The sequence below is a fragment of the Leptotrichia wadei genome (assembly GCF_007990545.2).
In the GTDB taxonomy this organism is placed as follows: domain Bacteria; phylum Fusobacteriota; class Fusobacteriia; order Fusobacteriales; family Leptotrichiaceae; genus Leptotrichia; species Leptotrichia wadei.
This window is the reverse complement of the sequence record NZ_AP019829.2, coordinates 18,860-39,652: the sequence shown is the minus strand read 5'-3', so window position 1 is coordinate 39,652 and position 20,793 is coordinate 18,860. Positions and strand designations below refer to the sequence as shown.

20 protein-coding genes are annotated in these 20,793 nt (G+C 30.2%); 3 read left to right on the top strand and 17 right to left on the bottom strand.

Going from position 1 to position 20,793, the window contains the following annotated elements; translation table 11 throughout:
• Nucleotides 1-105 precede the first annotated feature (105 nt).
• The 9 genes from FVE73_RS00165 to FVE73_RS00125 form a co-directional block, all read right to left on the bottom strand.
• Complete coding sequence (locus FVE73_RS00165; protein ID WP_018498876.1) at nucleotides 106-1,689, bottom strand: peptide ABC transporter substrate-binding protein; 1,584 nt, start codon at nucleotides 1,687-1,689, stop codon at nucleotides 106-108.
• Nucleotides 1,690-1,869: 180 nt separating this feature from the next.
• Nucleotides 1,870-3,459 (bottom strand): peptide ABC transporter substrate-binding protein, encoded by a 1,590-nt coding sequence (locus FVE73_RS00160; protein WP_018498875.1) that lies wholly within the window; start codon nucleotides 3,457-3,459, stop codon nucleotides 1,870-1,872.
• 35 nt (nucleotides 3,460-3,494) lie between these two features.
• Entirely contained in the window at nucleotides 3,495-5,084 is a 1,590-nt protein-coding gene (locus FVE73_RS00155) for a peptide ABC transporter substrate-binding protein (RefSeq protein ID WP_018498874.1), read from the bottom strand.
• A gap of 49 nt (nucleotides 5,085-5,133) precedes the next feature.
• Entirely contained in the window at nucleotides 5,134-6,735 is a 1,602-nt protein-coding gene (locus FVE73_RS00150; RefSeq protein ID WP_018498873.1) for a peptide ABC transporter substrate-binding protein, read from the bottom strand.
• Between the two features lie 66 nt (nucleotides 6,736-6,801).
• Nucleotides 6,802-7,752: an ABC transporter ATP-binding protein gene (locus FVE73_RS00145; protein ID WP_018498872.1), complete on the bottom strand. Its 951-nt coding sequence runs from the start codon at nucleotides 7,750-7,752 to the stop codon at nucleotides 6,802-6,804.
• On the bottom strand, nucleotides 7,752-8,789 hold the full coding sequence (locus FVE73_RS00140) for an ABC transporter ATP-binding protein (protein ID WP_018498871.1): 1,038 nt from the start codon (nucleotides 8,787-8,789) through the stop codon (nucleotides 7,752-7,754). The genes FVE73_RS00145 and FVE73_RS00140 overlap by 1 nt, the downstream gene beginning before the upstream one ends.
• 379 nt (nucleotides 8,790-9,168) lie before the next feature.
• A complete protein-coding gene (locus FVE73_RS00135) occupies nucleotides 9,169-10,134 on the bottom strand; it encodes an ABC transporter permease (RefSeq protein ID WP_018498870.1) in 966 nt (321 codons plus the stop codon).
• On the bottom strand, nucleotides 10,134-11,114 hold the full coding sequence (locus tag FVE73_RS00130) for an ABC transporter permease (protein ID WP_018498869.1): 981 nt from the start codon (nucleotides 11,112-11,114) through the stop codon (nucleotides 10,134-10,136). Before FVE73_RS00130 ends, FVE73_RS00135 begins: the two co-directional genes overlap by 1 nt.
• A gap of 226 nt (nucleotides 11,115-11,340) precedes the next feature.
• Nucleotides 11,341-12,237: a hypothetical protein gene (locus FVE73_RS00125; protein ID WP_018498868.1), complete on the bottom strand. Its 897-nt coding sequence runs from the start codon at nucleotides 12,235-12,237 to the stop codon at nucleotides 11,341-11,343.
• Between the two features lie 389 nt (nucleotides 12,238-12,626).
• Between FVE73_RS00125 and FVE73_RS00120 the strand changes: the two genes are divergently transcribed.
• Nucleotides 12,627-13,001 (top strand): ArsR/SmtB family transcription factor, encoded by a 375-nt coding sequence (locus tag FVE73_RS00120; RefSeq protein WP_018498867.1) that lies wholly within the window; start codon nucleotides 12,627-12,629, stop codon nucleotides 12,999-13,001.
• Between the two features lie 111 nt (nucleotides 13,002-13,112).
• The gene (tpx, locus tag FVE73_RS00115; protein ID WP_018498866.1) at nucleotides 13,113-13,631 is read left to right on the top strand and encodes a thiol peroxidase; all 519 of its coding nucleotides are present in this window, start codon (nucleotides 13,113-13,115) and stop codon (nucleotides 13,629-13,631) included.
• 145 nt (nucleotides 13,632-13,776) lie between these two features.
• Here the strand turns inward: tpx and FVE73_RS00110 are convergent, their stop codons facing one another.
• From FVE73_RS00110 to FVE73_RS00075, 8 genes are all read right to left on the bottom strand, one after another.
• Nucleotides 13,777-14,079, bottom strand: coding sequence for a transposase (locus FVE73_RS00110; RefSeq protein WP_018498865.1), 303 nt, complete (start codon nucleotides 14,077-14,079; stop codon nucleotides 13,777-13,779).
• A gap of 357 nt (nucleotides 14,080-14,436) precedes the next feature.
• Nucleotides 14,437-15,165, bottom strand: coding sequence for a hypothetical protein (locus tag FVE73_RS00105; RefSeq protein WP_018498864.1), 729 nt, complete (start codon nucleotides 15,163-15,165; stop codon nucleotides 14,437-14,439).
• Nucleotides 15,162-16,490 (bottom strand): hypothetical protein, encoded by a 1,329-nt coding sequence (locus FVE73_RS00100; RefSeq protein ID WP_018498863.1) that lies wholly within the window; start codon nucleotides 16,488-16,490, stop codon nucleotides 15,162-15,164. Before FVE73_RS00100 ends, FVE73_RS00105 begins: the two co-directional genes overlap by 4 nt.
• Nucleotides 16,491-16,533: 43 nt before the next feature.
• Entirely contained in the window at nucleotides 16,534-17,472 is a 939-nt protein-coding gene (locus FVE73_RS00095) for a hypothetical protein (protein ID WP_018498862.1), read from the bottom strand.
• 284 nt (nucleotides 17,473-17,756) lie between these two features.
• Nucleotides 17,757-18,695 (bottom strand): hypothetical protein, encoded by a 939-nt coding sequence (locus FVE73_RS00090; RefSeq protein WP_018498860.1) that lies wholly within the window; start codon nucleotides 18,693-18,695, stop codon nucleotides 17,757-17,759.
• A gap of 66 nt (nucleotides 18,696-18,761) precedes the next feature.
• A complete protein-coding gene (locus tag FVE73_RS00085) occupies nucleotides 18,762-19,184 on the bottom strand; it encodes a hemagglutinin repeat-containing protein (RefSeq protein ID WP_232058550.1) in 423 nt (140 codons plus the stop codon).
• A gap of 82 nt (nucleotides 19,185-19,266) precedes the next feature.
• Nucleotides 19,267-19,557, bottom strand: a complete 291-nt coding sequence (locus FVE73_RS00080; RefSeq protein WP_018498858.1) for a hypothetical protein — start codon at nucleotides 19,555-19,557, stop codon at nucleotides 19,267-19,269.
• 11 nt (nucleotides 19,558-19,568) lie between these two features.
• Entirely contained in the window at nucleotides 19,569-19,823 is a 255-nt protein-coding gene (locus FVE73_RS00075; protein WP_018498857.1) for a type II toxin-antitoxin system RelB/DinJ family antitoxin, read from the bottom strand.
• Nucleotides 19,824-20,108: 285 nt separating this feature from the next.
• Here FVE73_RS00075 and FVE73_RS11100 point away from each other — a divergent pair, with 285 nt between their 5' ends.
• Nucleotides 20,109-20,300 (top strand): hypothetical protein, encoded by a 192-nt coding sequence (locus FVE73_RS11100; protein WP_345908515.1) that lies wholly within the window; start codon nucleotides 20,109-20,111, stop codon nucleotides 20,298-20,300.
• Nucleotides 20,301-20,793: the final 493 nt, after the last annotated feature.

The window sequence follows — 20,793 nt, the reverse complement described above, 5'->3', positions numbered from 1 at the left end:
TATTTGTTTATTTACTGGCAAAGGGTCATGACCCCTTGTAAAAAAATCTGCTATTTAAATGGGGGAATATAAAGTATTATTCTTAAATTTTTGTTTTAGTTAAAACTAGTTCATTACAACATCTCTAATAAAGAATTCTCCACCAATTGACACAAATCCCAAATTTTTAACTTTTGGATTTACTAAATAAAGTTTTTGTTTTTGGAATAAGATTGTAACTGGTTGTTCTTCTGAAATAAGTTTTTCCATTTCAATCATTGCTGGAACTCTTACTTTTGGATCAGCAGAACTTTTTACAGTTTTAGTCAATTCGTCATATTTTACGTTTTTGAAATCTCCACGGTTGTTTGCATTTGTACTGTCAAATAGATCTAAATATGTAATTGGATCTAGGAAATCTCCAGTCCAGTTTTGTAGTGAGATTTGGTAATCTCTCTTCTTAGTTCTTTCAATACGTTCCTTACCGCTTACCATATCTAATTCAACATTTGCACCCAAGTTATTTCTCAAACTTTCTTGAATATATTCTGCAATAGCTTTTCTGCTTCCTGTGTCGTTAAATAAAATTTCAAATCTTGGAAGTTCTGATAGCCCTTCTTCCTTAAGTCCTTCTGCAAGCAATTTTTTAGCTTCTGCCACGTTAAATTTAGGCTGGTCAGTTGCTACTTCTGCTGGAAAATCTTTTGAAACTCCGTTTAATCCAATTCCAGACGGAGTAAATGTCTTAGTTAATTTTTCAGATCCTTCCAGCACTTTATTTACAAGTTCTTCCTTATTTATTGCCATAGTTATCGCACGTCTTACTTTTGCATTTTTAAATACATTTTCTTTTGTATTAAACAATAAATAATAGATTCCACCATCATTTGCTTTTACAAGTTCTGGTTTTCCTGCAAATTCCTTAGCTTGCTCGAAAGTTACCGCTGTTACATCAACTTCCTTATTCTTAAAGGCATTAACAGCTGAATCAGTTGCAATTATTTTTAATTCAACATTATCAGTTTTTACATTGCCTGCATCCCAGTAATTAGGATTTTTCTTAAATTTTAATTCTGAGTCATGAGTCCATTTTTCCAAAGTGTAAGGACCATTTGAAATTGTATATTCAGCTTCTGTAAAGTATTTGTCCTTTGCTTTGTTATAGAACTTTTGATTTAATGGCATGAATGATTTAAATGTGACTAAATCATCAAAGTACGGAATAGGCGATTCCAAAGTTACTTGTAAAGTTTTATCATCAATAACTTTTATTCCAACTTCATTTTCTGAAACTTTTTTAGCATTATATTTTTCTCCATTTTTTATTACAAATAACATGCTTGCATTGCTTCCTGCTGTATCAGGATTCAATCCACGAATCCATCCTGCTTTGAAGTCATTTGCAGTTACAGGGTCACCATTGCTCCATTTAACTCCATCTCTTAAATGAAATGTCCACACAAGCCCATCTTTTGATTTTTCCCATTTTTGAGCAATTCCAGCTACAGATTTTCCAGTTTTGTCTTTTCTTAAAAGCCCTTCCAAAATCAATTCATCAACAGTTCCTCCAGGAATATCTGTAGTTATTTGCGGATCAATTGACGATGGCTCTGTAACTATATTTAAAGTGAATGTACTCCCTCTTCCACTTTTTTTTCCACACGAAAGTGCAAATACCAGCAATGTCAATATTAGAAATATTTTTTTCATTAATTTATTTCCTCCTTATTTCAAATTAAAGAATAACTATTTGCAAAAATTTTTTAAATCATTATTTTTAATAATTTTATTTTTTTCACAAGGGATTAAAAATCCCTTGCTACTTCTCTAAACTTTTTATTTTTACAATTTTTTTGTTAATTAAAGAATTTATTTAAAGATTTCAAATCACTATTTTAATGACAAGTTTCCAAAATAATATTCTCCACCAATTGGTGTAAATTCAAGTCCTTTTACACGTTTATCAACTAAGTATTGTTTTTCCCTGTGGAAAAGTACACCTACTGGTAAATCTTGTGCGATTATTCCTTCAAGTTTTACAAGTGCATCCATTCTTACTTTTTGGTCATCTGTACCTTTTACAGTTTTAACTAATGCATCATATTGAGGATTGCTGTATGAACCATTGTTATTTCCACCTGATGATTCAAATAAATCAAGATATGTAATTGCATCAGGATAATCTCCAGACCATCCAGCAAATACTATATCAAAGTTCTTTTGACTCATTCTTGACCATCTTTCTTGAGCAGTCATAGGTTCCAAATCCAAGTCAATATTTAAATTTTTTCTCAATTGTTCTTGAATATATTCTGCAATAACCTTATTATTTCCACTTTCATTAAGCAGCATTGACATCTTAGGAAAATTAGTTTCTCCCACTTCCTTTAATCCTTCCGCAAGCAATTTTTTTGCTTCTACAGGATTATATCCTAATGTTGAAGTAGAAACACCTTCTGTAAAGTCTTTATTATCTAATCCCTTTATTCCGATTCCTTTTGGTACAAGAGTTTTTGCAGCTGTTCCATATCCATTTAATACATTGTTTACCAATCCTTCTCTGTCGATTGCCATAAGAAGAGCTTTTCTTACCTTCAAGTTTGCTAAAGTCTTATTATTAAAGTTAAATAGCAAATACCATACTGAACCATCATTTTTTGAAATCATTTTAGGATTGTCTTTAAATCCTTTTGCTTGTTCAGCTGTAATTGAAGTTACATCAACTTCCTTATTGTTAAATGCATTTAATGAAGAATTATTATCAGGAATTATTTTATAAACAATATTTTCAACTTTCACATTAGCAGCATCCCAATAATTAGGATTTTTCTTAAATACTATTTCTGAACCATGTGTCCATTTTTCCATTGTGTATGCTCCAGAAGACAAAGTTTTATTAGCTTCAGTAAAATAGCTGTCACCTGTTTTGTCAAAGAATTTCTGATTTAATGGCATATATGTCTTAAATGCAACTAAACTGTCAAAATATGGAACAGGAGCTTCCAATTCCACTTCCAAAGTTTTGTCATTAATAACTTTTATTCCGACTTTTTCAGCTGAAACTGCCTTTTTATTATATTTTTCAGCATTTTTTATTGGATAAAGCATATACGAATACTGTGAAGCAGTTTGAGGATTTAACGCACGTAACCATCCATTTTTAAAGTCTTGTGCTGTAATTGGATCTCCATTGCTCCATTTTATTCCATCTCTTAGATGAAATGTCCATTTTAACCCATCGGCAGATTTATCCCAGCTTTTTGCAAGTCCTGGCACAAATGTTCCATTTTTACCTTTTCTGGTCAATCCTTCCGTTACAAGGTCATCAACAGTTCCACCATTAACATCCGTCGATATTTGCGGATCAATAGATTTTGGCTCATCTATTAGGTTCAATGTAAATGTTTTTCCACTTCCACCATTTTTTCCACAAGAAATGGCAAAAATTAACATTGCCAATAAAATTATTATCTTTTTCATAATAACTTCCCTTCCTCTATAAAAATTTTTTTTGATTATTTTATATAAGTATTATCCAGCACAAAGTCTTTTCCTATTGGGCTAAATACAATATTATGAACTCTTGGATTTAACAGCTTAGTATTTTGTCTATAGTAAAGCAATCCCACAGGCATATCTTCAGCTATTATTTTTTCCATTTCAATCATATTTTTTACTCTTTCTTCCTGATTTCCAGAACTTTTAACTTTTTTAACAAGTTCATCGTAACGTGGATTTGAGTAATCTGAATAATTATTTCCATCCTTTGTCAAGAATCTATCCAAATAAGTAATAGCATCGTTATAATCTCCATTATATCCAGCTAGAGCAATTTCATAATCTCTATGTTGCATTTTATCCAATCTTGATTGGAATGTCATTCCTTCAATATTAATATTTACTCCTAAATTTGTTCTCAAACTTTCTTGAATATATTCAGATATAACCTTGTTATTTCCAGAATCATTGAAAATCATTGTCAATTCAGGTAATTTTTGTAATCCTAGTTCCTTTAACCCTTCAGCTAGCAATTGTTTTGCCTTTTGTGGATTATAAGCTGGGAAAATTTTTCCTGCTTCTTCAGAAAAGTCTTTTGAAATACCGATTATTCCAACACCTTTTGTCGTATAAGTATATGCAGCTTCCCCTGTATTGTCAAGCACATCTGTAATCAATTTTTCCCTGTCTACAGCAAGCGACAACGCCTGTCTAATTTTTTTGTTCGCAAGTACTTTATTTTTCATATTATATGTCATATACCATACTGAACCATCTTTTGTAAGTATTTTACGTTTATCATTTTTAAATTCCTTTGCTTGTTCTATTGAAATATTTGTAGAATCAATTTCTTTGTTTTTAAAGGCATTTACACTGGCAGACGGATCATTTATAAATAACATTTTTACATATTTTAATTTAATATTATCCTTGTTCCAGTAATTTTCATTTTTTTCAAATACAATTTCAGAATCCCTTGTCCAAGATTTTATTACATAAACACCAGATGAAATCGAAGTTTCAGGAGATGTCATATATTTATCTCCTACTTTTTCATAGAACTTTTTATTTAGCGGAGCATAAGTTTGAATTCTTACAATTGAATCAAAATATGTAAGAGGATTATTTAATGTTACTTGCAACGTATAATCATCAATAACTTTTATACCTAATTGATTTTCATCTTTAATTTTTCCAGCATTAAATTGTTCAGCATTTTTTATGTAAAATAATTTATCTGCATATTCTCCAGCTGTCTTAGGATCTAGTGCTCTAACCCAGCCATCTCTAAAGTCCTTTGCTGTAATCGGATCCCCGTTGCTCCATTTTGCATTTTTTCTCAAATGGAATGTCCAAACTGTTGAATCTGCATTGTGTTCCCATTTTTCAGCCACTCCAGGAAGAGATTTTCCATCATCCGACTGTCTTGTCAATGTTTCAGTAACAAGCGAATCCACAAATTCTCCAGTAGAATCATTCGCAAGCTGCGGATCATAAGATTTTCCTTCCTCCTTCAAATTAAGTTTCAATGTTTCAGAATCGCTGCTTTTTCCACATGAAATTATAAAAGCCAGCAATATTGTAAATACTAGTAATATTTTTTTCATATTTACATCCATCCTTTCTTTCATCAAATAAATTTGACAAAATTAAAAATTATTTTGTTATAGATGCATTATAAAAGTCGATAGAATCTCCAACTGAACGTATTACAACTCCCTTTAATTTAGGATTTATCAAATAAACTCCCACTTCATAATAAAGTGTTGAATATGTAAAGTTATCCGCTAATAATTTTTCGGCTTTTTTCATTGCATCCATTCTAGTTTTATTATCTTGATTAACTTTAGCCAAGTCGATTAATTCGTCATACTCAGGATTTGAATATTTAGCGAAGTTAATATCCTTTGCCTTTGAATGGAAAATTTCCAAATAAGTCATAGGGTCTGCATAATCAGGTCCCCAAGCATATCTTACAATTTCAAAGTCTCCAGCTTTTGCACGTGCAATTCTTTCTTTTTTAGTAAGAACTTCCACATCCACATCAATTCCCAGTTTATCCTTCCATTGAGATTGGTAAAATTCAGCTTCCTTTTTACCAGTTCCATTTTCATCTACCAAAAGATGCAGTTTAACTTGTGCAGGCGTCATTTTAAGTTCCTTCAGCCCTTCATCAAACAATTGTTTTGCATTAACTTTTGCAAATCCAGCAAATAAGTCTCCAGCTTCTGCCCTGAAATCGCCTTTTTCTCCAGCTGTTCCATTTGAAACAATTCCAGAACCTACAATTCCAGCTCCATTTAAAATACTGCTTACAAGTTCTTTTCTATCAATTGCAAGAGATAATGCCTCTCTTACCTTTTGATTTTTCAACACAGGATTTGATGTATTAAATCCTAAATAGTAAACTCTTCCATTAGGGAATTTATGCAATTCAGGTTTTCCTTCATAGTTTGCCATTTTTTCCACAGAAATTTTTGTCAAATCCAATTCTCTATTTTCAAATAGGTTTGTAGCAGCTTCAAAGTCAGTTACAATTAAACCTGTAAGTGTATCAACCTTTATATTTTTAGCATTCCAGTAGTTAGGATTCTTTTTCATGACAACTTTGTTGTTGTGTACCCATTTTTCTATTATAAACGGTCCATTATAGATAGACTTTTTAGCTTCAGTTGCATATCCATCTCCGTTGGTAGCCAATGCCTTTTCATTAACTGGGAAATAAATTGGCATAATTAATGTTTTTAAAAAGAATGGTGCAGGTTGTGACAATCTAAATTCAAGTGTATAATCATCCTTTGCCTTTATCCCAACTTTTCCAAAATCCTTTAATTTTCCAGTATTATAATCTTCTGCATTTTCAATATAATATGCAAGAAATGCATACTCAGAGGCTGTTTTTGGTTCAATTCCTCTTTTTATACCGTTGTAGTAGTCTTTAGCTGTAACTGGATCTCCATTTGACCATTTCATCCCTTGTCTAATTTTAAATGTCCATACTTTTCCATCGTCTGATTTAGTCCAGCTTTCAGCTCCAGCAGGAATAATTTCATTTTTTTCATTCAATCTTACAAGACTTTCATAAGTCATACTTGTTACAAAAAGTCCACTCATATCAGTCAAAATTTGCGGATCCAACGAAGTCGGCTCAGCTTCCATATTAAATGATACTGAATTTCCCGAACCTTTTCCTCCTTTTCCACAAGAAACAACAAACATTGATAACATTAAGCAAATTATTAAAAAAGTTTTTTTCATATCTCAACAATTCCTTTCTAAGTAATAAATTTTTATAAAAATTCTTTTAAAAATATTTAAAATCTCTTAAATTAGCCCTTTTTCTTCCAAAAAGGAAGTTTCCACAAAATGTCCAGGTCTATATTCAGTTAATTCAGGCGTTTCAGGAATAACCCCTATTTCAGACACATCTCCCATTGGACTTCTCAAATACGACTCATCCATATCAATTTTTTGTGTCTTTTTATAATCTGGATCTGCTATTGGTACAGCTGAAATAAGTGATTTTGTATAGCTATGAACAGGATCACCATAAACAGCTTCAGGAGTTCCCAATTCCACCACTTTTCCACGATACATAACTGCCACTCTGTCTGAAATATATTTTACCATCGATAAATCATGGGCAATAAATAACAATGTCAGATTTCTTTCACTTTGTAATTCCTTTAATAAATTTACAACTTGAGCCTGAATTGACACATCCAGAGCTGAAATCGGCTCATCACACACAAGCACTTCAGGATCAACTGCAAGTGCTCTTGCAATCCCAATTCTCTGTCTTTGTCCACCTGAAAACTCATGTGGAAAACGGCTCGCATGTTCTCTGTTTAACCCAACAATTTCCAATAATTTATAAACTTTTTCCATTCTTTCCTGCTTTGAGCTTACCAGTTTATGAATGTCAATTCCTTCGGCAATTATATCTCCAACAGTCATTCTTGGATTAAGTGAAGCTTGCGGATCTTGAAATATCATCTGAACTTTTTTTGTAAATTCTTTTCTTCCATAAGATTCCACCGGCTTTCCATTAAACAAAATATCTCCATTTGTCTTTGAATAAAGTCTGCTCACAGTTCTTCCAAGTGTAGTTTTTCCAGAACCTGACTCTCCCACAAGACTTAGAATTTCACCTTTGTAAATATCCATCGTGACATTTTCCACAGCCTTTAGAACTTGTCTTTTTTTCATTGGAAAATATTTTTTTAAATTTTTCATTTCTATTAATTTTTCTTTTTTATTTTCATTTGATGCCATTATTTCCCCTCCGTTCCTTTGTTTTCTTCTTCCGATTCAAAAGGAGATTTTATTTTTGGAGCACCCTTTATATAAAGCCACGACTTTACAAAGTGCCCATTTCCCAAATCAATTAACGGAGGTTTTCTTTCATAGTCAATTTTCATCGCATATTCAGAACGTGCTGCAAATGGATCTCCCACAGGCGGATTAAGCAAATCTGGAGGTGTCCCTGGAATAGAAGCCAGCTTTTCTCCAATTTTCATATCCAATCTTGGCAATGATTTTAAAAGTCCCCAAGTATATGGATGTTTTGGATTTTTAAACAGTTCCCTTACAGGAGCTTCCTCCAATTTTTCTCCAGCATACATAACAACTACTCTATCAGCAGTTTCGGCAACTACACCCAAATCATGTGTTATAAGTATTACTGCAATATTCAGCTCTTTTTTTAATTCATTTATCAAATCCAAAATCTGTGCCTGAATCGTAACATCCAAAGCTGTTGTCGGCTCATCACAAATTAGCAGGTCTGGCTCACACGAAAGAGCAATCGCAATAACAGCCCTTTGCCGCATTCCTCCAGAAAATTCATGCGGATACTGATGAAATCTTTCTTCAGGTTTAGGAATTCCAACTTTTCTAAGCATTTCAACTGCTTTTTGCTTTGCCTCTTCCTTTGTTACTTTTTTATGAATCAAAATCCCTTCCATAATTTGCTTTCCAACTTTAATAGTCGGATTAAGCGATGTCATAGGATCTTGAAATATCATTCCAATTTTACCGCCTCGAAGTTCACGCATTCTCTCAAGAGGAGCTTTTACCAAGTCTTCCCCATCAAAAAGAATTTCTCCATTTTTAATTTCTCCTGGAGGCATCGGTATCAATCTCATAATCGTCTGCACAGTAACTGATTTCCCTGAACCAGACTCTCCAACGATTGCAAGTGTTTCCCCTCTATCTACAGAAAAGCTAATCCCTCTAAGAGCCTGCACTTCCCCAGCATACGTATTAAAAGAAACACTCAAGTCTTTCACTTCTAATAATTTTTTTCCCATTATCTAATCCTCTCTGTATTAATATGGATTGTTTTTTCATAACTTTTATAACTAAATACTTTTTCTTTATTAACTCTATTTATTTTTAATTCATTTAACTTTTTTATTTAATTATTAAAGCAAAATTTCGTTAAAGAAAAAATAACTGTTTGAGATTTTGAAATATATTTTGAATTATATACGATTATTCGTATTAAAATAACTTATATTCAAAATCGAGTTTTATTTTTTCTTTATAAGAAAGTTTTGCATAAAGCGGGGATGCAAGGGTATGGCATTTGATACCCTTGCTTAAGTAAACTAAAATAAATGCAATTAAGAAAAATAATATTAAATTATAGAATAGTAAATTTTATAAAATTTTTAAAATTTTAAATTTTTAATCTCTTAATTTTGGATTTAATGCATCATTTAAAGCATCTCCAACTATATTAAATGCCAATGTAATTAATGAAATTACAACTGATGGAATAACGAATAAATATGGATATGAAGTCATATTTACGAAACCATCAAATACCAAGTTTCCTAATGAAGCCTGTGGAATCGGTACTCCAAGCCCGATGAAACTTAAAAATGCTTCTGTAAAGATAATATTTGGTATATCTGTTGTAAGTCTTATTATTATTACACTTAACGTATTTGGAATCAAGTGCTTCAAAGTTATCCACAAGAAATTTCCACCAAGCGATTTTGAAGCCAATACAAATTCATTTTCCTTGATTTTTAAAACTTCTCCACGCACAAGCAATGAGTAATTTAGCCATCTTGTAAGTGACATTGCGATAATTATTGTTTTTACGCTATTTCCCATAACAACCATTAATAAGATTATGTAAATCATTGATGGAATAATTAGTAAAATTTCCACAATTCTAGTCATAATTGTATCAATAATTCCGCCAAAATACGCTGAAACAGCTCCATAAATTGTTCCAAAAACAACACAGATCGCAGCTGTTATTATTGATAATTCCATTGAAATTCTTATTCCTTGCGAAAGTCTTGCAAATAAATCACGACCAAGGTTATCTGTTCCCAAATAATGCCCTTTTGCAAATCCTTTTGTTGGACTTAAAAATTTTGCTGATAAATCTTGAGCTCTGTAGGAATATTTTGTCATATGTTGCCCAAAAATTGCTAAAAATAAAAAAATAACTGTTATTCCTAAAAATGTCAGAGCCAGCTTATTTTTCTTAAATCTTCTCCATCCATCCTGCCAAAATGTTAAACTTGGTTTGTAGATTTCTTCACTTTGAGTGGTATCTGGACCTACGATTTTAAAATCTTCAGGTGTTGGTATATAATCATTTTCAGTTACAGCTTTTTCTATGTTTTCTGCCACTACACTTCATCTCCTTTTCCAAGTTTAATTTTAGGATCAACTAAAACATAAATAATATCCACAAGTATCATCATTATAATTAAAAATATCGCATAAAACACCGTAACTCCAAGCACCATTGTATAATCCCTGTCATTAATACTGTCTACAAAATATTTTCCTAATCCTGGAATTGAAAACATCTTTTCAATTACAAATGAACCTGTCAAAACTGCTGCAATTGTTGGTCCCATTATTGTAATAATCGGTAAAATCGCATTTCTTAAAGCGTGCTTAAATACAATGTTTTTAGGTTTTACACCCTTTGCAACAGCCAGCCTTATATAATCCTGTCCCATTACTTCGATCATCTTATCCCTCAATAAACGTGCAATTAATGCAACCGTATAAAGTCCAAGAGCCACAACTGGAAGTATCTTTTTCTCTGGACTGTCCCATCCAGACAAACGAATTCTAAAAAATTCTGGTAAAAATCCATTGTCAATTAAAAATCCATTATGTATATCAACGAAGTACTTCTGCATAAGCCCCGCCAGCACAAAACTCGGCACTGATATTCCAATTATAGCCACAATCATAGCCAACCTGTCCTGATATTTCCCCCTTTTAAGGGCTGCAATAATTCCAAGCGGAATACCCAAAACTAATGCAAATATAATGGATCTAGCTCCTAAATCAGCCGATGTAAGAAAACTCTGGTTAATCACATCGTTAACAGTTCTTCCCCGAACTTTCATAGACGATCCTAAATCTCCCTTTGCTATATTTTTTAAGTATTCAACATATTGTTCCCCAAGTGGACGGTCTAGATGGTATTTTGCCATCAAGTTTTCCTTTACTTTAGGAGGAATTGCTTTTTCACTTTGAAATGGGTCACCAGGTAACATATGTATCAGAAAAAATGTAATTGTAATAACTAACCACAACGTTACAAGTCCCATTGCAATTCTCTTAAATAAAAATTTTAAAATATTTTTCATACTCGCTTCCTTTCGCTAAAATTTTATATATTTATATTATATCTTATATTTAGTCATATTTGCAAGTAATTTTGTCTATAAAAATATTTTTTTACTATTAATTTTATTTATGAACAAATAATAGTTCTCTAAATATAATATATTTACTAATGCTGAAATTTTATAAAAAATCCAAAAAAAATAGCCTAAACAAAAATTTAGACTACCTAATATAATTTTTTCAAACTTAGTTTTTATAAGTATCACAACGATTTAACCAGCCTTGCAGCCATTTTCTCTCATTACTGTCAGGATCAGCATTTTTTACACGTCTTTCAAGAACAGCTTTTGCAGAGTTGCTAAATTCTTCAAGAGCAGCTTTTCCACTCCCTGTTCCCTTCATATTTTCCAAAACTTGAAGAAGTCCCCATCCTTCTCCATTATAAGTTTCTGTTCTTGTTGTTCCTTCTCCTTTGAAATTAACATAGTCAATCAAAGGGTAAAGTCCATTTGGCGACTGTGCAACACGATAAAATTGTTTTTTCACATTTTCTGGATCATCTGCAATTGCCATCATCTTTTCCAAAGAGTTCTCTAATCTTTCAAAAATGAATGAAACTTGAATATCTTTCGTATCATATAAAAAATTAGTTAATTCAGTAATATCATTATCCATAATTCTTTTTAATCTAAAAAGTTCATCCCTATTTGCCCAGGGAGAATAATCGTTTTCCTCAATAATTTTAGGTAACTTCACATCGTGAGCCCTATAATAAGCCACAAGCTGCGGAAAACTTTCAGCAAATTTTCCTCTTTGTCCTGCTCTATACCATATAAAGTGTCCAATTCCAAGTGATGGAAAATCTTCACCAATATTCCAATATACGATATCTTCCTTTTTCCCGCCAGCTTCATTTTTAAAAATTTTATCAGCCACAGCATTTAATTCTGCCTTTGAAATTTTAAGTCCAGCTTTTTTTCCAACGGTACTAACATTATCATTAGTGCTAACAGCTGTATCTGCATCCTCTGTTTTTGGTTTTGAAGGTGATTTATCTGGATTTTTACCAGACATTCCAAAAGAGACTACAGAGATTACCATAATACTAGTCAAAATTAATAATTTACATTTATTTTTTTTCATCAAATTTCTCCTTTTTTATAAATTATCTATTTTCAATATATTGAAAAGAGTCGCTAAAAAAATGTATTTCTTTTAACCTTATATATTTAATAAGCTATCAGGCAATTTTAACAACTCTCATTTTGTATATAATTTATATCATATATATCTTTTTTTTTCAATAGAACTATCCGACAACTGGACAATAATAAAAAAAACTAAAAAGTTTGAATAAATGAATGATTTTAACATCTGTATTCTCTTTTGAAACAAGATATTATCAATCTTTTAGTAGTTTTTCACTTCTTTTATCTTAGATTATCAAAGAAAAATTATGTGAATTGTTCACTTTCACGTTATTTCAATATGTGATATAATGTTAACATATATTTTAAAACTTGGGAGAGAAAATGGCTAAAATAATGGAAGAAGAAAATGAAAATTGTGAAGTAAAAGCTATACATAAAGACATTGTGGAAAAAGTGGAAAAGACAATGCCAAAAGAAGAAGTTGTATATGATTTGTCAGATTTTTTCAAAATACTTGGAGATACAACTAGAATGAAAATTTTAAGTGCTTTGTTTCAAGAGGAAATGTGCGTTTGTGATATTGCATACCTTTTAAAAATGACTCAATCTGCTATTTCACATCAGTTGAGAGTATTGAAGCAAGGAAGATTTGTAAAATATAGAAAAGAGGGAAAAGTAGTATATTATTCGCTGGAAGATGAGCATATAAAACATATTGTGGAACAGGGAATGACGCATATTTTAGAAAAAAGATAATTATTATTTGAAAATCAAATAATTTTTCTGTACAAATAATTTTAAATATGTTATAATTACAAACAGTAGATACTTGTAAATACAAAAAAATTAAAATAAAGGAGTAGAAAAATGGCAGAAATAAAAAATAAAGTGACATTCAAGGGAAATCCCATAACTCTTGTGGGAAATGAAGTAAAAGCTGGACAAGCAGCACCTGATTTTACAGTTTTATCACCTGAATTAAAGGAAGTAAAATTAAGCGACTATAAGGGAAAAGTTGTTGTAATCGCAGTATTCCCATCAGTTGACACTGGAGTATGTGCATTACAGCTGGCTAGATTTAACCAAGAAGCCGCAAGTTTTGGAGATGATGTGCAACTGCTTACAATTTCAGTTGACTTGCCATTTGCACTTGGAAGATATTGTGCAGACAAGGGAATTGCAAATGCTCTAACAGCTTCAGATCACAAAGATTTAGATTTTGGAATAAAATATGGATTTGTAATAAAAGAATTAAGATTGTTAGCTAGAGGAGTCGTTATTGTTGATAAAAATGGAATTATTCAATACGTAGAATACGTTCCAGAAATTGGAGAACAGCCAGATTATGAAAGAGCATTGAAAGTAATAAAAGAATTAACTAAATAGGGTGTGTAAAAACAGGATGATAAAACTACCATCCTGTTTTTAAATTCTTTCTTCAAAATAAATACTTAACTGAGAATATATTTCTCCCCAGCCCGGTATTCTTCCAGTCCCTTTGTTGCTTCCTTTAAACTTAGATATACTGATTTCATTTAGGGATGATTTGAGGCTCAAACTCAGCATTTCTATCTCTAGGAATATCTAAGTCAAGATTGCCGTACTCACTTCTAACAGTTTTCTTGGAATGTCCATTTCTAGCATTAGAAGTAATCTTATCTTTCATAGAATGTTTAGCATACCCCAGTTCATGCTCAATTTCAGCTTCAAGCATAGTTTGAATAGTACCCGAAAGCAAATCCTTAAGTATATCCTTAATATCATTAGTATCTTTAATATTGTAATCCTCAATCAGTGTTTTAAAAATTTTGTTGTCAATTTTCTTTTTAGCCATAACAAAAACCTCCAAATATTATATAGTTATTTTACTATATATTATTTAGAGGTTTACACAAAAATTTTTACACACCCTCATTTTGAAAATTGGTTTAAAAAATATGCCATCTAACTTATTAAAAAAATATCATTTAAAAAGTCCATATAACATCCATATAACTTGAAAAATCGATTTTTGGTATAAATTTTTCTATGCCTTAAATAAAAATTTTAATTTGCGGGGTTATATGGGCAAATTTTGTATAATTAAATTTTTTTACATTAATGATTTGAAATGTATAAAAATAATAACTGCACCTTTTATCCTGTGTCCAAGATTTTGGGTGCAGTTTAGTTTTTTTGAAAAATATTTTAATTAGTATATATTTTCTATATCCTTTAAATTTAAATTATATTTAGACATTATCCTTCTTATTTCGTATGCTCGATTTTCCTTTCTTTGTTTAAAAAAACTTTCTGGTAATTCATTATAAAATAATGATATTAACTCCTCGTATAATCTGTTCTCTTCTGGTGCAAAAAAATCAGGATTTTTGAAAATTATCTTATTTGGTGTCATTATTGTCATCATCTCTCCATAATCTGGTACAGAATAGTAACCTTGTGCATTATTTTCATCTATCTCATTTATATACCAATGTATGTGATACGCTTGTCCTAAATTTGGAAATTTATTATATCTATTTTCATGTATATTTCCGTTTTCATCTACAGTTACTATATACAATTCCACATTAGTTTTATTATTATTTGTGATAGTCCATTTACCATATAGGAACTGTCCATAATAAGATTTATCTTTAGGGTTAAACCTTGAATAATAATTTTCTAAATTTTCTAATGTCATATATTTTAGTATTTCATCCTTATCTCTACTACGTGTTATTCCACGATACAACCCCTTTAATCTAAAATAAAACACCGTTTTATTTTCATTTTTATGCTTTATTACATAATTTCGTTCTGATATACTTATTGGAGGATTAATATAAGCATATTCAAAATATTTTAAATCTCTAAAATATTCTTCTGAATAGACAATATTACTAATCATTATCATTATGAACAATATTTTTTTAATCATTTTATTATATTCTCCTTATTTGGTTTAGAAGTTTTTAAAGAATCTATCAATTCTTTTCTAGGAGAATAGTAAAATATTCTTTCATAATTTAAATCTTCCGGTTTTATATTTTTATCTACTATTCCCTTATCTTGAAGCTCTTTTAATCTATTTTTCATCTCCTGTCTTAATATATTTTCATTAGTAAGCTGTTTTGGCCAGCTAAATCTTTCAATTCCAGAAGTAGCTGCTTCTTCTCGATAAACACAAAGGTTTGTACCACAAGTTTTTAAAGCATTTTCTGTTCGTTTTTTTTCTGCTTCGCCGTTTTTAATTATCTGATTTATATGAGAAAGTCCTTGAAGATTACTATATCCTTTTTCAGCTAATTTAGTTAATAACTTATTTTCAACATTGCAATCTTTTTTCCCTTTACATTCTTCTTCAATTTGTTTTTTCATTTCTGAAATTTCTTGAATATTTTTCCAGGGTACTCCTCCTGTCATATTAGAGACTCTCTGATCAATGATATTTTCTTTACTATCTCCATCATAAAAAACTTGTTCTCCAATTTTTAAAAAATTAGAAATATATTCATCTCGGACAAATTTTTTTATATCATTATGAACATGCACTAATTCATGTCCAACCGTATCATTTAGGTTCTGTTTTTTAGTAGTTATTTCTCCAGTGTTTAAGTCTTTTCCTAATACTGTAACTTCCTGATTTCTAACGATGGTTAATGTGTTTGTGTTTGCATTATAATGAGATCCACGTCTAATATCCCCTCTTTTATTCCCTTTTTCGTTAGTGATAAATACTCTTTTAGGATTATCCAATATTTCTCTTACCATTTTTGTACCTGTTAGAGTATCTTTGCCTTTATGTTTTTGAACTACTTTTATTTCACAATTATCACCACTACCTTTCGTACATTTTGATTTGGTTTTTGCATCTATTAATTCCAATGTATCTTGTGTTTTTGACTGAACATATCGTAATAATTCTTCCATTTCTTCTAAACTTACTGAAGTATCCAAAAGTAACTTATCTCCGACATTAGTCCCCAGCTTGCTAGTATCAATCTTCCCATCAGACTTATACGTCATATTCTGATTGCTTCCCTTGTACTCTTCCTGAAAGTAAGCATTTGCAGCCCTTCCTGTGCTTTCCAGTCCTTTTTCTTCAGTTCCAGTTGCTATCTGTCTTCCTTCGACACCATTAATTATATGGCTTCCTTCTTCCGAAATTGTTCCGATTAATCCTGATTTTGTACTATTTTCTTTGGCATTTATATTTATTATCATTGTATGAACTCCGTCTTTTGAAACATATGCTGTTTCCACCTTGATTTTATCTCAGGAGTATCTTCAATAGCTTTTTTATTATCTATTCAAAAAGAGAATAATTTTTTATTCTTAAAATTTCTATTTCAGAAATTTCGATTCTTATTTTTTCAATAAAATGGTAATTTTCATTTAATGTGTTTAATTCTAAAATTCTATTGTTCAATATTTTTTCAATAATTCCTACTTTAGTTTCAGAAAATTTTTTATTATCTATAAATATTATAAATTTAAAATTCAAACAAATTTCAAGAAGAAATAATAATGTAATATCTTTTATATTTTGAATATATTTATTTATACTATTGTATCTTATATTTTCTTCTTTGTATAATTCGGATATTTCTTCAATATCCTCTTTTTTTAATATTAATATTCGACTATCTTCCGAAAATTCTACAATTTCTTTAAAAATAATTATTTCTTTCCTATCAAACAATACATTACCAATATATATATTATCCGAATATAATTTAATTATATTTAATGGAACATTTTTATTAATTTTATCATTAGTATCTATTTGTATTTCTTCTATATAATGTTCATCAAAAATTTCAGTAGATATTATTTTAAGTTCATCATTTAATATTTCAAAATAGTAATATTTTTCAATCTTTTTTGTTAAATATCCTTTTTCTATATCATCATTTTTCAATTTTAATGTCACTATACACTTTTTTTCTATTATTTTTTGACATACATCATCAAACGAATTTATTTTATTATCTTTTAAAAAAGAAAAAGATTCTGTATAATTTTTTTTATTTTCTAATTTTTCAATATAATCGCTTTTTAAAATAACTCTTTTTATTTCACTTATTAAAAAAACTTTTATACCTTCTTTTTTATTATTTGAATCGTAAGAATCCAAAAATAAATACTTACCTGAAATTTTTAATATTTTTCCAATTGAAATAGCATCATCCTCCAAATGATAAATTCCAATTTTACTTTTTATATTTTTTAAAAATTCAATCATTATTTTTTCTTACCTCCTCCTTGTATCCATCCTTTTTTCTTTTTTTTCTTTTCTCCACCTTGATCTCTTTGTTTTCTAGCCTTCCCTTTTTCATGCTTATTTTTTGTATTTTTATCTTCTGAAATTTTTGTATGTTCCGCCTTATATACATTACTAATTTTTTTAACTACCCAAGCTCAACCATTCCAAATCCATTTTAATCCATCACCAGCCTTATTTAATAAATATTGTGCATTTTTTTGTGCAGTTTTTAAATCAGGATATGATCCTATAGTCTTTCCATTTTATTGTACTATATATGCTCCAGCTATATATGCAATTGTTACTCCTGCTACTATAATAAGTGCATCATCTGCAACTGCAATATTACCTACATTCTCCCCAAAATCAACATTGGAATAATCCTTCCCATCCGACTTGATACTGATATTTGGATTATCATCTTTGTATTTTTGAGCAAAGTATTCATTTGAAGCTCTTCCTGTGCTTTCTAGCCCTTTCTCATCTGTTCCAGTTTCTATCTGTCTGCTTTCAACTTTTCCTATTACATGGCTTCCTTCTTCAACTATTGTTCCGATAAGTCCAGCCTTTGTCGTATTCTTTGAATCTTGTGCATTGATTATTATTGTCTTAACTCCATAATCATCTACATATGCTGTCCCTGTTTTTAGTTTCCCTTTCTCATCTAATAATTGTGGAGAATTTTTAGGATCTGAAAATATGATGTTTATATCATATCCTAAATCCTTGTAGGCATCCTTAAAAATACCTGCTATTTCAGTATCTACTGTCTTACCTATCAGTCTTTCGCTCGTTATATTTTCAAGACTCTTGTCCAGTCTAACTTCTGAAAGCTTCCCAAAGAAGTTCCTGTTGTCATCTCCTCTGTCGTGAATTGACTCTTTTATTACCCATTTTATGTCATTTATTTCCTCTTTGGCTTTCCCAATATCCTCTTTCAGTTTAGCTGGATTAGTCGCATACTCAATAGTCTGGGTCTCAACATTAACATTCGTAGAATGATGTTCATCTTTTGTAACTTCATTAGCTTTTGTAACATCCCTATTTATTGGACTTCCAGAAGTTTCGCCTATTTCTACATTGCCAACTACTGTATTTCTAGTAATTCCTTGTTTATCCCTATCATCTTGATTAAATCCAATATTTGTAACCCTAGGAGATTTTCCTAATGAAGTCCCTACTGAAATTCCTGTTGTTGTCATTGTATCGTAGTTTTGAATATCGTGCCCAACATACTTATCAACTTTAAATGTAGTACCATTTTCACTCTATTTTCCAATAATTGCTCCAGTATTTTCAACTGTACCAACATGAAGATTACTTCCTTCTCCAACAATAAAGCTGCTTTGATTATCTACAAATGCTCTGCTTCCACTTGTTCTGCTTCCATCTACATTTAAAGAACTAGGAACTCCATTTGCACTTATTCCTATACTTGCTCCGCTTGATCTTCCAGTTGTTGTGCTTGTGTTCTGTCTGCTTTCTACAACCAGTTTACCAATATTACCTGTAACTTTTCTGCCTTCCTGATTAAATCCTGAAAGTGTCATTGTACCAGTATTATTGTGAACTTCATTTACATTTTGAAAATTACCATTTTGATAAACAGTTTCAGTTGTATTTTGATTACTTCTACTTGCAGAAACGTTTCCGCCTATACTACTTGGCTTAATTTGTCCATTTGAACCTATTCCTGGACTTACTCCTGCTCCAAATCCTGAATTTTTGGAACTATAGCTGTTATGAAGCTCTACTGCTTCCTTCTAAATATTTTTAACATTGTTGTAGATATGTTCCGCCTTGTGCCTGTGTTCCCTGATAAGTTATGTTGTTTACATTGTTGTAGGTAATGCTAGAATTTTCATTCATTGGTTTCATTGTCGTAACTACGGCACTTTCATTGTGGGAGTTGTTACTGTTTTTAGAAGTAGAATATCCTGCATTTACTCCAATATTTGCATAAAAATTATTGTTTGCACTCGCATTTCTTACTTCACTTTGACTTAAATTTCCTGTGTGATAAGCCTGTCTTGTTCCTTGATTCCCCGCAAGCCCATGCTTCATCACTCCATGATTTAATCATAATCAACCTCATGAACAGTTCCACCAGTTTTTTCCATTTGCTCAATAGATTTTTTTAATCTTTCAATATTTTCTTTTCTGTAAAAAGGATCTGAATCTAACTCAAATGGTATTCTTCTTTCACGAATCAATTTTTTTGCAAAAATATTAAATGCTGTCCCTATAGAAATTCCTATATCTTCACAAATTTCTTCCATTTCTTTCTTAGTAGTCTTGTCTATTCTAAAATTAACAACTGCTTTTTCCATATAACATCAATTCCTTTCATTTTATATAATAATTATATCATTTGAAATCATTTTGTCAATATTCTTAATAATATTTTTTAAATTAATTACAATTTTCAAAATTTTTTATTTAAAATAATTTTTTTTTAGTTTTTAGTTCCCTTTTTTATACCTTTTAGGTATTCTGTAATCCTTATAAATACTAGAAAAAGTACCAAAATAATATAAAATTTGTGAATAAAAAGGTCTTTTTAGGAAAATAAAAGGGACAAAAAGAGAGAATAAGAAGAACAAAATTATTGAAATATCATTTTTAATAGACTATTAGGAATTTCTGAAAGCTATAAAATATCAGATATTGATAAAAGGGTTTTTCAACCTATTTTAAGTGAGCGTGGAGAGAAGTGTAACTTAAAAATAATAAAAAAATATTCAAAGAAAACAGGGCGTGGAAAAAGCAGTGTTAGCGGATTTGAGTTTCATTTTAAATTTGGATAAATCCTATGCTTGAATACTAAATTATATTTCATGAAATTACACCTCCTTTTAATTTTGAATATTATTTTTAATGACTTCTCTTCAATATTTTATACAAAAATTATATTATGGATATACTCTTTTTTCAATTTTTTTACAAAAAAAGCAACCACTTATAGAAGTCGGAGATTTCTTGTTATCTTTTTGTTAAAATGGATTGTATGGGAATTTTATCATTACATTTCCACATCTTTATTTAAACCTCCATTTATAAGCAACTTTCACTTTTTCTGTTCAGATTATTAAATATTTCTATAACTATATCTTAACAGATAGGTTTCTTTTTAGACATAACAAAAACCTCCAAATATTATATAGTTATTTTATCATATATTATTTAGAGGTTTACACAAAAATTTTTACACATCCGAATCTATTTTTATTTTATAATGCATAGGTAAAAACACTGAATTACTCGACAATAAAATTCTATCAACATTTTTAATTTTTAATT

Bases quoted from the DNA above. Each gene is read 5' to 3' on its own strand.
- FVE73_RS00165 (WP_018498876.1), bottom strand. From the start codon at position 1,689: ATGAAAAAAATATTTCTAATATTGACATTGCTGGTATTTGCACTTTCG.
- FVE73_RS00160 (WP_018498875.1), bottom strand. From the start codon at position 3,459: ATGAAAAAGATAATAATTTTATTGGCAATGTTAATTTTTGCCATTTCT.
- FVE73_RS00155 (WP_018498874.1), bottom strand. From the start codon at position 5,084: ATGAAAAAAATATTACTAGTATTTACAATATTGCTGGCTTTTATAATT.
- FVE73_RS00150 (WP_018498873.1), bottom strand. From the start codon at position 6,735: ATGAAAAAAACTTTTTTAATAATTTGCTTAATGTTATCAATGTTTGTT.
- FVE73_RS00145 (WP_018498872.1), bottom strand. From the start codon at position 7,752: ATGGCATCAAATGAAAATAAAAAAGAAAAATTAATAGAAATGAAAAAT.
- FVE73_RS00140 (WP_018498871.1), bottom strand. From the start codon at position 8,789: ATGGGAAAAAAATTATTAGAAGTGAAAGACTTGAGTGTTTCTTTTAAT.
- FVE73_RS00130 (WP_018498869.1), bottom strand. From the start codon at position 11,114: ATGAAAAATATTTTAAAATTTTTATTTAAGAGAATTGCAATGGGACTT.
- FVE73_RS00125 (WP_018498868.1), bottom strand. From the start codon at position 12,237: ATGAAAAAAAATAAATGTAAATTATTAATTTTGACTAGTATTATGGTA.
- FVE73_RS00120 (WP_018498867.1), top strand. From the start codon at position 12,627: ATGGCTAAAATAATGGAAGAAGAAAATGAAAATTGTGAAGTAAAAGCT.
- tpx (WP_018498866.1), top strand. From the start codon at position 13,113: ATGGCAGAAATAAAAAATAAAGTGACATTCAAGGGAAATCCCATAACT.
- FVE73_RS00110 (WP_018498865.1), bottom strand. From the start codon at position 14,079: ATGGCTAAAAAGAAAATTGACAACAAAATTTTTAAAACACTGATTGAG.
- FVE73_RS00105 (WP_018498864.1), bottom strand. From the start codon at position 15,165: ATGATTAAAAAAATATTGTTCATAATGATAATGATTAGTAATATTGTC.
- FVE73_RS00095 (WP_018498862.1), bottom strand. From the start codon at position 17,472: ATGATTGAATTTTTAAAAAATATAAAAAGTAAAATTGGAATTTATCAT.
- FVE73_RS00090 (WP_018498860.1), bottom strand. From the start codon at position 18,695: ATGACAACAACAGGAATTTCAGTAGGGACTTCATTAGGAAAATCTCCT.
- FVE73_RS00080 (WP_018498858.1), bottom strand. From the start codon at position 19,557: ATGAAGCATGGGCTTGCGGGGAATCAAGGAACAAGACAGGCTTATCAC.
- FVE73_RS00075 (WP_018498857.1), bottom strand. From the start codon at position 19,823: ATGGAAAAAGCAGTTGTTAATTTTAGAATAGACAAGACTACTAAGAAA.